Annotated in this window: 11 protein-coding genes and 1 pseudogene; 6 read left to right on the top strand and 6 right to left on the bottom strand. The window is 68.8% G+C overall.

The window, feature by feature from the left end:
- Positions 1–244: 244 nt before the first annotated feature.
- Both ACFYRY_RS40140 and ACFYRY_RS40135 read right to left on the bottom strand, forming a co-directional pair.
- Positions 245–517, bottom strand: a complete 273-nt coding sequence (locus ACFYRY_RS40140; RefSeq protein WP_389157625.1) for a hypothetical protein — start codon at positions 515–517, stop codon at positions 245–247.
- The gene (locus ACFYRY_RS40135) at positions 510–680 is read right to left on the bottom strand and encodes a hypothetical protein (RefSeq protein ID WP_389157622.1); all 171 of its coding nucleotides are present in this window, start codon (positions 678–680) and stop codon (positions 510–512) included. Before ACFYRY_RS40135 ends, ACFYRY_RS40140 begins: the two co-directional genes overlap by 8 nt.
- Before the next feature lie 164 nt (positions 681–844).
- Between ACFYRY_RS40135 and ACFYRY_RS40130 the strand changes: the two genes are divergently transcribed.
- The gene (locus tag ACFYRY_RS40130) at positions 845–1,498 is read left to right on the top strand and encodes an ArsR/SmtB family transcription factor (protein WP_389157619.1); all 654 of its coding nucleotides are present in this window, start codon (positions 845–847) and stop codon (positions 1,496–1,498) included.
- A gap of 76 nt (positions 1,499–1,574) precedes the next feature.
- Here ACFYRY_RS40130 and ACFYRY_RS40125 read toward each other — a convergent pair whose 3' ends face one another.
- The gene (locus ACFYRY_RS40125) at positions 1,575–1,979 is read right to left on the bottom strand and encodes a hypothetical protein (protein ID WP_389157616.1); all 405 of its coding nucleotides are present in this window, start codon (positions 1,977–1,979) and stop codon (positions 1,575–1,577) included.
- Between the two features lie 691 nt (positions 1,980–2,670).
- Positions 2,671–5,283 carry a LuxR C-terminal-related transcriptional regulator gene (locus ACFYRY_RS40120; RefSeq protein ID WP_389157613.1) on the bottom strand — a complete coding sequence of 871 codons (2,613 nt, stop codon included), beginning with the start codon at positions 5,281–5,283 and terminating at the stop codon, positions 2,671–2,673.
- Between the two features lie 443 nt (positions 5,284–5,726).
- Here ACFYRY_RS40120 and ACFYRY_RS40115 point away from each other — a divergent pair, with 443 nt between their 5' ends.
- From ACFYRY_RS40115 to ACFYRY_RS40095, 5 genes and pseudogenes are all read left to right on the top strand, one after another.
- A complete protein-coding gene (locus ACFYRY_RS40115) occupies positions 5,727–6,656 on the top strand; it encodes an NADP-dependent oxidoreductase (RefSeq protein ID WP_389157610.1) in 930 nt (309 codons plus the stop codon).
- 53 nt (positions 6,657–6,709) lie between these two features.
- Entirely contained in the window at positions 6,710–7,528 is an 819-nt protein-coding gene (locus tag ACFYRY_RS40110; protein ID WP_389157607.1) for an alpha/beta fold hydrolase, read from the top strand.
- A gap of 393 nt (positions 7,529–7,921) precedes the next feature.
- Positions 7,922–8,095, top strand: a pseudogene (locus ACFYRY_RS40105) (IS5/IS1182 family transposase); the annotation flags it as partial.
- Between the two features lie 136 nt (positions 8,096–8,231).
- On the top strand, positions 8,232–9,458 hold the full coding sequence (locus ACFYRY_RS40100; RefSeq protein ID WP_389157637.1) for a PP2C family protein-serine/threonine phosphatase: 1,227 nt from the start codon (positions 8,232–8,234) through the stop codon (positions 9,456–9,458).
- A 281-nt stretch (positions 9,459–9,739) separates the two neighbouring features.
- On the top strand, positions 9,740–10,855 hold the full coding sequence (locus ACFYRY_RS40095; RefSeq protein WP_389157604.1) for an agmatinase family protein: 1,116 nt from the start codon (positions 9,740–9,742) through the stop codon (positions 10,853–10,855).
- Positions 10,856–10,991: 136 nt separating this feature from the next.
- Here ACFYRY_RS40095 and ACFYRY_RS40090 read toward each other — a convergent pair whose 3' ends face one another.
- Together ACFYRY_RS40090 and ACFYRY_RS40085 are read right to left on the bottom strand one after the other, a co-directional pair.
- Entirely contained in the window at positions 10,992–11,336 is a 345-nt protein-coding gene (locus ACFYRY_RS40090; RefSeq protein ID WP_389157602.1) for a PfkB family carbohydrate kinase, read from the bottom strand.
- Positions 11,333–12,748, bottom strand: coding sequence for a glycoside hydrolase family 32 protein (locus ACFYRY_RS40085; RefSeq protein ID WP_389157599.1), 1,416 nt, complete (start codon positions 12,746–12,748; stop codon positions 11,333–11,335). Before ACFYRY_RS40085 ends, ACFYRY_RS40090 begins: the two co-directional genes overlap by 4 nt.
- Positions 12,749–12,750: the final 2 nt, after the last annotated feature.

Raw genomic sequence — 12,750 nt, 5'->3', positions numbered from 1 at the left:
GGGCAGTGACCGACAGATCAACACTCAGGGCACGAAGCCAGTCGTAGCGCGAGTCAGGCCACCGCTCGAAGCGGCACCCGATCATCCTCACAGTCGTAGCGGACCTGACCGGTCGGCACCGCGCCCAGCGTGTTCCGCGCGTGGACATGGCCTTCGAAGAACGCCTGCTGACCGCACGACCGCGAGATGCTTCTCTGCACCTACCGGAGACGCCGGGTGAAGCCTGAGCCTGGTCCGTGAACAGTCAACGGCACCGAGCAGTCAGCAACCAGGCGAGATCGATCACCGCGATCGCACCCCAGATCCAGCAGACAGCGGTGCCTCCGGTCGGCGCCAGCGCCGTGGTGAGGGAGCCCAGCCCGATCGTGCCCAGCACTACCCCGGCGCTGCGCTTCGATGCAAGCGAGGTACGTAGTGGCCCCGGTTCGGCCAGCCGGTCGGCCAGATAGGCATCGAATGCCTCCGCGACCTGGTCGTCGATCTCGTCCCGCGTCCGGGCGTCTAATGAGTCAGACATGGACGGCCACCCGCTGTGCTGTGGCTGCCCTGGCAGAAACCGCCACCGGCGGCCGCAGCGCGACAACAGCGCACAGCGCCGCCAGAGGCAGCTCCAGCATGCAGGCCAGTACCAGCGAGAAGACCACGTCGCGGAGCATCGCGAGCCATGGCACCAACGCCATCCCTGCGCCTAGTAACAGCCTTCCGGCCAGGTCTCTCCGCATCTCAACCCCCGTGTGTCCCGGCACCCGTCGGCGCCCTCCCAAACCAAGATAGTGATTGCAGAGATATTCTGCAAACATTCTCTGCGTGTACTGCAGAGAGTCTCTGCAGTACGCTGGCCGGTATGGTTGAGCGCCCCAAGACCAGAGTGCTCACCGGTCAGGACCTCAAAGCCTTCTACAAGGCACTGTCCAACCCGGTGCGCCGCGACATCCTGAGCTACCTCGGAGAGCACGGCGAGGCGAACTCCACCAGCGTCGCCAAAGCGCTCGGCGAGAGCACCGGCACCACCAGCTACCACCTGCGCAAGCTCGCCGACCTCAAGCTGATCGCCGAGATCGAGGAGCGGTCCACCGGCCGGGAACGCTGGTGGAGGTCGCTGATGACGGACATCTTCACGCCGCCGGGCCTGGAGATGACGGCAGACGAACGCGAGGCTGCGGTGAAGATCGGCGCGCTCAAGATGACCCATGACCTGAACCTGGTCGTGAGCGCATACGCCGGATACGACAACTCGGCAGGCTGGAATCAGATCCAACGCGCCGGACTGCGGATGACGAAGGAACAGGTCGCCTCGTTTGTCGAGGAGTACCAGACGCTGCTACGCAAATACGTGACCGAGCCCGGCGACCACCCACCTAACTCACGGCACATGGCCGTACGCCTGGTGGTGCTGCCCGACGAAGGCCCCCGGCCTACTCTGCTGCCTGAGTCGGACGACGATCAGCGCCGCATCAGGCAACAGGGTCCTGCCATCGAGGTCAGCCCAGGGCAATGACGTCCTCGCCTTGATCGGCTTGGACTCGCAAGCGCTCGGCCTGCTGTTTCTTGTCGGCGATGTGCCGCAGGCTCTCCTACAGGCCGGTGACCTCACCGAGCCATTGCATTCGCTGGGCCTTGCGCAGGCGCTGGTGGGTGTTGGTCTCGATCTCCAGCAGCCGGGGCTCCCGGGCCAGGTCCAGACGGAGCATGGGGCACCTGGCACAGGCGTTTTCATGCTGGCAAGGGGTTCCATAGGGCCGGTCGCAGGTGCCGAGCGCGACCTGGCGCAGGCTGAAGTGGTCACGGAAGTCCTGCCACTCGGTGTCGCTGGGCTCGCGGTACTCCTCACTGGGACGGTGCGTCCGGCGCTGGTCGACGAACTGCCGGTAGTGGCGGATCACCTCCTCGGGATGGACCGCGACGTAAGCCTGAGTGGTGTTGAGGTGGACGCCCAGGAGGCGGCTGCCGAACAGCCAACTGTAGGAGGGCCGGATCACCTGGAGGACGATCAGGGTGCCGAGACCGGCGGTGAAGCGTGACCGGGTACCCGCGCTGAGCCCTTGCGGCTCCCAGCCGGAGCCCAGGGCGTCGGACCCGCTCAGCAGCCAGGTCCTGCCAGGTGTCGGCGGGGAATCCCTCCAGCCAGTCGAAGATGCGCGTCAGTGAGAGTTGCTGGCGCCACAGGTTGCGGACGGTCGGCTCGCTCAGCAGGTTCTCGGCCACGCGGGCGAGTTCGTAGGGATGTGCCGTTGTCCGTCCGCTGCTGCGATTCGTGCTCCTTGGGTCCGGGAGCACGGTGGTGAGGAGGGCGGGGTCGCGTGGGCTGACCGGAGTGCGGGCGACGCGTCCGTGCCGGCTCATCAGTGGTTCCCGAAAACGTCGGCGAGGTCGTCCGGGTCATATGTCCAGCCGGTCAGTGGCTGCGGTGGCGGTGGCGGTTTGGGACGCTGGTGGTGCTCGTGGACCTTGGCGATGCTCGTCGATCCTGGGCCGCAGGTAAGTGCTGGTCGTGGTGATGCGCCGGTGGTGCATCACCTTCTGGGCGTCGACCAGGGTGATGCCCGGGTCCTCGATCAGGCGCAGACACAGTGTGCCTGGACGGACAAGGACCCGCCCTCCGAGCTCCAGGCCCTGATCAACGCGTCACCAGCGGACGCGGCATTGACCTCTACTGCCGAAACCAACGAACTACCGGTAGGACCGGAAGGCGTGAGGTGCGAGCAGGCCCAGGTCGCGTGCGCGGGTGACGGTCTCGGCTCGGCGGTGGGTAGCGAGCTTGGCGTACATGTTGCGCATGTGAGTCTTGACAGTGTTGACCGAGACATGCAATTCGCCCGCGATTTCCGGTGCGGTCAGATTGGTCGGCAGATAGCGCAGAACGCGCAGTTCGCTGTCGCTCAGCGGCTGGAGCGGCAACGGGCTCCCTCCAGGCGGCGACGCGGGCGCGTGCCCGGCGAGCAGGCCCCGGATCTCGCCGATCAGGGCCGCATGCGTGGTGCCGCGCCGGGCATGGCGCTCCAGGAGGGCGGGAACGGGATGCAGCACGAAGGCTGAGAGTGCGGTGTCGGGCTCGGCGAGATCGAGCGCTCGCTCCAGTGCGCGGTCGGCGGCATCCGGATCGCCGAGAGCGTCCCGGGCAGCCGCCTCCAGCGTGAAAGCCAGGGTGAGAAAGACCCGGGCCGGGTTCACGCGGGCGGAGCCGTCCAGGACCGGTGCGAGCGCGACGGTCGCCCCGTGCGGGTCGGTCTGGGCGAGCCGCAATGCGGCCGTGGCGATGCGCACCTCCCCGTGCTCTCGCTGTCGTTCTTCGAGGTCGGCCAGGGTCTTCTCGGCGCGCTGGGTTTCGCCGAGGCGTACCAGGGCGAGCAGTAGCAATGCCCGCGCCCGCGGAGCCAGCAGGTGCGGCGCGGCCAGAAGCCCGGCCAGCCGTTCGGCGTCCCGCAAAGCGGTCAGCGCGTCGCCGTTCTGGCCTCGCACCAGCTCCAGGAACCCGCGGGCATAACGGACCCCCAGCCCGGCCGCGGGGTCGGCCTCCGTGCTGACGATGTGTTCAGCGCGCTGGACCCAGGGCTCAGCCTCCCCGGGCCGTCCCTGCCAGGCGAGCACCGCGCTGAGGATCATGCAGGCGGTACCTGCTGCCGACTCGTCCGACCAGCCGTGCCGATCGGCCAGCTCGATCGCCTGCCTGCTGAACTCGGCTGCCCGCGCCAATGACCGTGAAGGCTCGATCGCCGCCTGGTGGGCCAGGCCCGTGAACTCCAGATACGGCCGACCGATCCGGCGCGCCAGCGCGATCCCCTCCGCCAGGTACTCTGCCTGGTCGTGGTGGCCGGTCCAACCCTGGGCGTGGCCAAGGCTGATGAGCGCCAGCGCGCGTAGGTCCTCACCCAAGTAAGGCTGCGCCGCGCCCAAAACCTCGGCCATGGCCTGCAGCCGCTGCGCCGCCTCGGCCTCAGCCGGCGGGTTCCCGCGCTGTCGGGCTGCCAGCAGCCCGACGACCCCGGTCAAGAGCTCCAACTGGCCGCGCTGGGGGCCCGGTACCGTCTCCGTACCCCGCTCGGCCAGGCGCAGCAACCGCTCGGCCGCCTCCAGCGAGCCCCGGGCCAGCTCATCGCCTGCGGCCACCGCCGTCAGCCCGGGATCCGTCGTCAGCAGGCTGGTCGGGAACCCGGCGAGCAGCTTGTGCACGGCGCCGGCCCGCCCGTCCAGGTAAAGGCCGGACCAGTGCTCGGCAAGCAGCCGGGCGGCCAGGGACCAGTCCCGCGCCGCCTGGGCATGCCGGACCGCCTCCGCCGGGTAGTTGTGCCCGGCAAGCCATCCGGCGGCCGCCCGGTGCAGCTCGGGGACCTCGCTTGGCGCGGCGCGCCGCAACTCCATCTGCAACAGCCCGGCGAACATCTGGTGATAGCGGAACTCCGAACGTGCAGCGTCCATTGATACGACGAACACGTTCGCCTGTTCCAGGTCCTGCAGTACCCGCTCCCCGCCCTCTCCCCCGGCCAGCAGGTCGGCCAGATCCCCGTTGACTCGCTCCAGGATGGAAGTCCGCAGCAGCAGCAGCCGCACCGGATCGGGCTGCCGGTCCAGCACCTCGGCCATCAGGTACTCCGCCACCGTTCGCTCGGTGCCGGAGAACTCCGCGGCGAACCGTGACGGATCCGGGTGCCCGGCCGCCGCCAACGCGGCCAGCCGCAGCCCCGCAGCCCATCCTTCGGTCCGCTCGTGCAGCACCGCCACCGCCGGCTTGGGTAGCTCAACCCCGGCCGTGGCGAGCAGTTCCTCCGTCTCGGTCAGGCTGAACCGCAGATCACCCGCCCGGATCTCGGCCAGGTCCCCCTCCAGCCGCAGCCGGTGCAGCCCCAGCCGTACGTCATGCCGCGCGGCGAGGACGAACCGCAGTCTCCGCGGGGCGCGCGTGATCAGCAGCTCCAGTTGCCGCAGCGTGTCCGAGGCCAGCTCATGCACGTCATCAACCACCAGCCACAACTGGTCCTCCAGCGAGGCCAGGTCCTTCAGCAGTCGCTCCGTGATCGCCCACCCGTCCAGGTCCGGCGCCGCCGTCAACGCCCGCACCAGCGCCGTCCCTGGGCGTGTCCGGCGAAGCGCGCCGACCACGGACAACCAGAATCCCTGTGGATCCCGCTCGTCGCGCCCCGATGCCACCCACGCAGCGCACTCCTCCAGGCCAGTCCGGCTGATCCAGGAACGCAGCAACACGGTCTTGCCGCTGCCAGGCGGAGCCGACACCAGTGTCACGCGGGCCGGCCCGCTCAGCCGCCCGACCAGCTCTGGACGGGCCACAACCCCTCCCGCACCAAGATGAGCGGCCTGCACCGGCCCGGCATCTGCTCCCTCGCCAGTTCCCACACCCGGAATCCTCCCACGGTGCCAAGGTCAGGCCGGCGACACCACTGTCGCCGCTGCCCGGGCGAGGTTCTGCTCCGGTTTGCCCATCAGGTTCGGCGGCGAGGCAGGCAAGGAGAATGCGGAGGGGGACGTCACCCGGTGGGACACGAAAGCGTTCGGATGGCCAATGACGGCTTGCCCCTCTCCCACGTTCGATGTGATGTCCGCAGCGGTCAGGCCCGGGGCAAGCGGATCGTGCCGGTGCCTTCGCCGCGCGGCCGGCTGATTGCCTCTCAGCTCGTGCCGGGCACGATCAATCACACCAATCAGGTGACACCCGCTCACACGACTGGTCTCTAGCGTCTGATCGTAGGCAAAGACGTGAGGAGACCACGGATATGAAGGCAGTGCAGTACAACCAGTACGGCGGCGTTGACGTCCTGCAGGTAAGGGACGTCCCGGTCCCGTCACCCGGCCCCGGCCAGGCGCTGGTGCGAGTCAAGGCGGCAGGCCTCAACCCCGGTGAGGCGCACACCCGGGAAGGCCACATGCGGGCGGTGTATTCCCTGACGTTCCCGACGGGGCAGGGCCACGACCTGGCCGGGACAGTGGTGTCGGTGGGCGAGGGCGTTGCCGAGGTCGCCGCCGGCGATGAGGTGATCGGCTGGGTGGATCCGCTGTCGAGCCAGGCGCAGTACGTGGTCGCGGAGGCGGACCACCTGATCCCGAAGCCCGCCGGCGTGACGTGGGAGGTCGCAGGCGCACTCGCATCCGCGGGGTTCACGGCTTGGGCGGCCGTCCGTGCCGTGGAGCCGACCGCGGGGGACACGGTGGTCGTGGCGGGGGCCGCCGGCGGGGTCGGCTCGATCGCGGTCCAGCTCGCCGTGCGGGCCGGGGCGACCGTGATCGGCCTGGCGAGCGAGTACAACCACGACTGGCTGACTGCGCGCGGCGTGACCCCGGTGACCTACGGACCGGGCGTGGCCGACCGGGTCCGGGCAGCAGCGGCGTACGGCAGGGTCGATGCGTTCATCGACACTCAGGGCGCGGACTACGTCGAGATGGCGCTCGACGACCTGGGCGTCGCACCTGGGCGGTTCAACACGATCGTACGGTTCGACGCGGTGCAGACGCACGGCGTCAAGTTCGAGGGGTACGAGGTCGGCGTCAGCTCCGGCGCTGCGGTGCTCGAGGAGCTGACCGGCCTGATCGCCGACGGCGACCTGGAGATCCCGATCGCCGCGACCTACCCGCTGGCCGAGGTCGGCAAGGCCTTCGATGAGCTTGAGGGCGGCCATGTCCGGGGCAAGATCGTCCTGGTCCCTTGAAGGCCCGTAGAACTCCGCATCCCGCAGCCAGCGCACACCACGAAGGAAAAACCATGCAGGTCGACAGCGGTGGCATCAAGCTGAACGTCGAACTCTACGGGCCAGAAGAAGGGAAACCCGTCTTGCTGTTGCACGGTTTCCCGGACACCGGCCGCGTGTGGTCCAAGCAGACAGCGCCACTCACCCAGGCAGGCCTCCGGCTGATCGTCCCTGACCAGCGAGGCTACGGCCGTTCGGACAAGCCGAGCGACATCGAGGCGTACAGGATTGCCAGTCTCGCCGCCGACCCGGTTGCCGTCCTGGACCAGCTGGGCCTGGAGAAGGCGGCCGTCGTCGGGCACGACTGGGGCGCGAACGTGGCGTGGAGCATGGCCACATTCGCCCCGCAGCGGGTCGACCGGCTGGCCGTGCTTTCGGTCGGCCACCCGTCGGTGCGACGGCCCGACAACATCCTGGAGCGGCAGCGGACCTGGTACATGCTGCTCTTCCAGTTCGAGGAGATCGCTGAGCGCTGGCTGTCCGACAACGAATGGACGAACTTCCGGAACTTGTTCCAACACCCCGACGCCGACGCCGTGATCGCCGAACTGGAAGCCAGCGGTTCCCTGACCCCGGCCATCAACTGGTACCGGGCCAATTTCCACCCCACGGTCCTCGTCGAATCGCCGCCCGAGTTACCCAAGATCACCGTGCCCACGATGGGGATGGTGGGTTCAGCCGACTTCAACGCGGGCGACGAACGAATGGCCGCCTCCCGCGAGTTCATCGCCGCTCCCTGGCGCTACGAACGGCTCGACGGACCAGGCCACTGGCTACAGTGGGAAGCCCCCGATGAGGTCAACCCGCCTCTCCTGGACTTCCTCACCTCCTGACCTCGATGTTTCATGACGGTCCGCCGACGGAGTCGGTGGACCGTTTTCGCGTGCTGTGCGGGGCGGTGGGCAGCCGGATCAGTCCCTCCAGCCAGCCAAGAGTTCCGACGAACGCGACTTGGGTCGACGATGCCGCCACCTCTGAACGACTGCGCGCCCTCTCGTGCCGGCTCAGGGTGGAACTTCGTCCATCGAGGAGGCTGCATGGCGATCTTCCGCACCCGAACCAGGAGAGGCATGGCGGCGCAGGCGGCGGTGGCGATCGGGCTTGCGGTGGCGGCCGCGTCGTCTGCGGCGGGGGCCTAGTTCGGAGAAGGCATGTTGCCGAACCATGAGGGTGGTCGACCATAACGTGGTCCAGGCCCAGCTCGCCGTGGACGACGGAGTCCTCGGCGGGCGGCCGCACCGCCGCGCAAGGACTCCCGCGGTTACGACGCGGGCAAGAAAATCAATGGCCTCACCATCGTCTGGGCCGACTCCGCCTATGCCGGAAAGCTCGTGGGCTGGGCAAAGAAGTACCTCAACCTCACGATCAAGACAGTGAGCCGTCCCATGGACGCGTCCGGCTGACCGTGCCTCACACGAAAGAGTTGGTTCGACATGCCGCGCATGGCGTAATGAGCCGCTCCAGCGGCTTGACCAGGCACATTGTGCGCAGACAGCGACCAGAGCGGGCGGCAGGAAAGCGGTGGCGAACCGGGCCATGAGCGAGGAGAGCGTGGACCGGTCCGAGGGTTTCGGCGAGCGGCTGCTCGGGGTGCTGCTGGATCGGGCACGGCTGTTGCCGCCGCAGCTGATCGCCCCGCTCATCGCGGAAGAAGTGGCCAGGATCGGTGGCCGTGACGTGTCCATCCTGCTCCAGGACTACGCGCAGGAGCTGCTGGTGCCGCTGCCGGGCAAGAAGCTGCACGTGGGCCAGCCCGAGCCGGTGACCGGCTCCCCCGCCGGCCGGGCCTTCCAGAGCGCGGACGTCGTCGAGGTGGTACAGGCCCGCGGCGTCGTGCGGATGTATCTGCCGCTGCTGGACGGCAGCGATCAGGTGGGCGTGCTGGCCGTGACGCTGGATGCCGTCGGCGACGATGACCGGCGCCTGCTGCGCCGGCTCGCCGACCTGGTCGCCGACATGATGGTCACCAAGAACGCCTACACCGACCAGTTCTTCCTGGCCCGGCGCCGGGAACCGATGAGCGTGTCCGCGGAGATCCAGTGGAGCCTGCTGCCGCCGCTGACGATGACCGTGCCCCAGGTCGAGGTGGCAGGCATCCTTGAGCCCGCCTACCGCGTCGCCGGCGACAGCTTCGACTACGCCCTCAACGACAACATCCTGCACATGGCCGTGATCGACGCGATGGGCCACGACCTGGACGCCGCCGCAATGGCCACCATCGCCATCGGCGCCTACCGCCACGCCCGGCGCATCTTCGTCAGTCTGGCCGAGAAGTACGCGTTCATGGACCAGGCCATCTACCGGCAGTTCGGGGCCGACCACTTCGTCACCGCGCAACTGATGCACCTGAACATCGCCACCGGTGAGCTGGAGCTGGTCAACGCGGGCCACCCCGCACCGCTGCTGATCCGCGAGGGAAAGGTCCTGCGGCAGTTGGATAGCGCGACGACGCTGCCCGTCGGCTGCGGAGGCGAGACGCCCCGCATCCGAGAGCACACACTCCAGCGGGGCGACCGGGTGCTCTGCTACACCGACGGCATCATCGAGGAACGTGTCGATGATGGGGAGCCGTTCGGTGAGGAACGCCTCATCCGCTGCGTCAACCGCCTCGGCCAGGAGCCGTCGGACGGGATGCGGGCGGATCTGCGCCTGCTCTCCCACACGCTGAAGAAGGAACGGGGCGGGCGCACCAGCGACGACGCCACCCTCTTCATGATCGAGTGGCGCGGAGGCGCCGCCGACCACCTCGCAGCCCTCGACTGAGAAATCGATTCTTTTGGCTGATCGCGCTCGTTGCGCATGGCCTGGCGAGTCTGGCCATCGGCGTCTTCGCGCCCGAGTTTGATGGCCTCCCCGGTCCGTGTCATCGAAGGAACTGCGCTCGCAAGCGGCCATCAGTGAGTGCGATGCGCCGCCCGGTCGGGCACAAAACAGGCATGGGGCCTCGTTGGCGCGCATCCTGGATGTATGTGCATGCGGGACCAGAGGCTCTGTCCATAAGCCAGTCCTCTGACCAGCAACGCAGGCGCAGAAGGGAGCCGGCCGTGGCAGGGATACCCTTGGACGCCTGGAAGATGGAACTCGACCGCTCACATGATCCCAAGCGCGAACCCGGGCCGATCAACCTGCAGCGGTACGCCTTCGTCCCCACCTATGCCGGCATCGCCACGTTCTTCGGGGTGCCGCTGTGCCTCAACCAGGACGACCTGCGCGCCGGCGACGTCGACGTGGCGGTCCTCGGGGCGCCGGTGGACATGGGCCTGGGGCACCGGGGGACGGCCTACGGGCCACGTGCGCTTCGGGGCGACGAACGGATCCTGCCCAACGTTCCGCAGGGGCTGGTCAACCCCAGCACCCGCATCCGGCCGTTCGACGAGTTGACGGTGGTCGACTATGGAGACGCCGCGGTCGACCCATTCAGCATCGACAACTCCATGGAGCCGATCCGCGCATTGGTCCGCGAGATCGCCGAGACCGGCGCGATTCCGGTCGTGCTTGGCGGGGACCACTCGATCCTGTGGCCGGATGCCGCGGCCCTGGCGGATGTGTACGGGCCCGGCAAGGTCGGAGTGGTCCACTTTGACGCGCATCCGGACTGCCACAACGACATGTTCGGTCACCTGGTCACGCACGCCACACCGATCCGTCGGTTGATCGAGGACGAGCACGTCCCCGGGCGGAACTTCCTCCAGATCGGCCTACGTAGCGCGATGGCACCCGACGACGAGCTGTTCGGCTGGATGCGCGAGCACGGGATGCGCACACACTTCATGGCCGAGATCGACCGACGCGGATTCGACGTCGTTCTCCAACAGGCCATCGACGAGGCGCTGGACGGACCGGAGTACCTGTATGTATCGCTCGACATCGACGTGCTGGACCCGGCCTTCGCACCCGGCACCGGAGCCCCGGAGCCGCCAGGTCTGACCAACCGGGAGCTTCTGCCCGCCTTGCGCCGGATCTGCCACGAGACACCCGTGGTGGGAATGGAGGTCGTCGAGGTCGTCCCGGACCTGGATCCCGGTTACACCACCACGATGAACGCCCGTCGGGCCATCTTCGAGGCGCTGACCGGTATTGCCATGCGCCGCAAGGGCCTGCCCGGACCCGCCTACCTGGACCCTGCCGTCTCCGGACCGCCGCCTGTCCCACACCCATAGCACCACCTGCGAAAGCGGCAGACCGAGGATCGGGAGGAGACAGGTTCACCCTGTTGGCCAGGAGCAGGTGCCCACCGGGATCAGCGCCACGGTAATGCCCACCGCGATGAGCGCCGCGATCGGACCGGACCAGCCGCTACTGGCCGAAGCGATCGTGATGACCGCGGTGATAGTGCCCGCCCCCCGGCACGCCTCGACGATGCGGGTCGCACCCGGTTCCACCACGGCGGCCAGGTAGGCCAGGGCGATGGTGGTGCGGCCGGAGGCGGTGCACCTCGACGCCGATGGAGTCGAGGTGCGCGCCGAGCAGTTCGCCCGGCGGTTCGTCGCCCCAGCAGGTCATGAGAGTGGTCGGCCGGCCGAGCCGGTGCAGCCCGACGGCCACGTTGGCGGGACTGCCACCGGGGTGCGGCACACTGTGCGCGCCGCCCGTCCGCCATGCGAGGTCGACCAGGACTTCGCCGATCACCGCGACGGTCATGCTTCGTGCCCTTCCGCCAGGTCCACGGCAGTCGGCAGCAACTCCCATGCCTCGACGGTGTATTCGAGATCTCCGACGGCCTGGATGCGCCAGGGGGCGTCGCCCACGGGATAGAAGCGCAGGGTGAGGGTCTGTCCGGTGGACAGATACAGCTCGGCCACGGAGTGGTCGACGATCAGGCGGAGTTCCACGGGGCCGGTCGTCGGGCAGGGCAGCGGGTAGGAGCCGCCGTGTGCCCGTGGGTCCAGGGAGGCGTGGTCGCGGTCGACGATGATCTGTTGGTTCGTCGCGTCGAGGCGGATGTCGAGGTGTTCCCCGTTGTCGGCGGAGGTGACCAGCCGCAGGGCCGCTTCGCTGGTTCCGGATGCCGTCAGGTGGGCGGTCAGGTCGAAGCAGCGGCCGACCTGGCCGAGGTCGGCGGGCTCGTCGTCCCTGGTGCTCAGGCCGGTGGACTTCAGCAACTGCGGGCCACGCAGGGCGAGGACTTCGTGGGCGGGCTGCTGACGAACCGTGCCGTCGTCGGCGAGGGTCACCTCGCGCGGGACGGTGAGGAGGCCGGCCCAGCCCCACTCGTCGACCCAGTCGGTGTCGCGGGCTTCCCAGGCCCAGCCCCACAGCAGCCGGCGGCCGTCGGGGGTCGGGAGCAGTGCCGGGGCGTAGAAGTCGGGTCCGTGGTCAAACGGCATGGGGGCTACGGCCGAGAACTGCCCGTTCTCCTCACGGCCGGACAGGACCAGGGTGCCGCGCGGTCCGTCCTGCGGGTGCCAGTCGCTGATGATCAGCGCGCCGCGCTCGCCGAACGGCGCGTACTGCGGGCACTCCCACCCGGTGTCGGGGCCGTCGGGCTCGCTGGTGAGGAAGGGGCGTTCGTACGTCCACTGCTCCAGGTCGTCGGACTCGTACAGGAACGCAGTGCCGCGGCCGTCGGCCAGGGCGGCGCCGACCAGCATCCGCCAGCGGCCGTCCTGCCGCCATACATAGGGGTCGCGAAACATCGTAGTGCCACTCGGCGGCTCGGGGATGACCAGCTCGGGGCGCTTGGTCCAGCTCAGGCCGCCGTCGCGGGACTCGGCGGCTGCGATCGGCTGCCACCAGCGGTCGGTCCGGTTCGCGGAGTAGAAGGCCACGAGCCGCTCACCGTCGCCGACCGCGTTGCCGGAGAAGCAGCCGTCGGCGTCGTACCTGCCGGGGGTGGGGGCGAGGGCGGGCGGCAGGAGCTGCCAGTGGGTGAGGTCGGGGCTGCGGAAGTGGCCCCAGTGGATGTTTCCGTGGCGGGGGCCGTGCGGGTTGTACTGGAAGAAGACGTGGTAGTGGCCGTCGTGGAAGGACAGGCCGTTGGGGTCGTTGATCCAGCCGTGGGGCGGGCGCAGGTGCACGGTGGGGCGGTGGGCGTCTGTAGGCGGTACGGACAAGG

The sequence above is a fragment of the Streptomyces sp. NPDC005263 genome, from assembly GCF_042872365.1.
In the GTDB taxonomy this organism is placed as follows: domain Bacteria; phylum Actinomycetota; class Actinomycetes; order Streptomycetales; family Streptomycetaceae; genus Streptomyces.
The sequence above is the reverse complement of the archived record's forward strand: the minus strand, read 5'-3'. Positions and strand labels throughout refer to the sequence as shown.

Excerpts from the sequence above, each read along its gene's own strand:
- ACFYRY_RS40140 (WP_389157625.1), bottom strand. The coding sequence starts at position 517 with ATGTCTGACTCATTAGACGCCCGGACGCGGGACGAGATCGACGACCAG.
- ACFYRY_RS40135 (WP_389157622.1), bottom strand. The coding sequence starts at position 680 with ATGGCGTTGGTGCCATGGCTCGCGATGCTCCGCGACGTGGTCTTCTCG.
- ACFYRY_RS40130 (WP_389157619.1), top strand. The coding sequence starts at position 845 with ATGGTTGAGCGCCCCAAGACCAGAGTGCTCACCGGTCAGGACCTCAAA.
- ACFYRY_RS40115 (WP_389157610.1), top strand. The coding sequence starts at position 5,727 with ATGAAGGCAGTGCAGTACAACCAGTACGGCGGCGTTGACGTCCTGCAG.
- ACFYRY_RS40110 (WP_389157607.1), top strand. The coding sequence starts at position 6,710 with ATGCAGGTCGACAGCGGTGGCATCAAGCTGAACGTCGAACTCTACGGG.
- ACFYRY_RS40100 (WP_389157637.1), top strand. The coding sequence starts at position 8,232 with ATGAGCGAGGAGAGCGTGGACCGGTCCGAGGGTTTCGGCGAGCGGCTG.
- ACFYRY_RS40090 (WP_389157602.1), bottom strand. The coding sequence starts at position 11,336 with ATGACCGTCGCGGTGATCGGCGAAGTCCTGGTCGACCTCGCATGGCGG.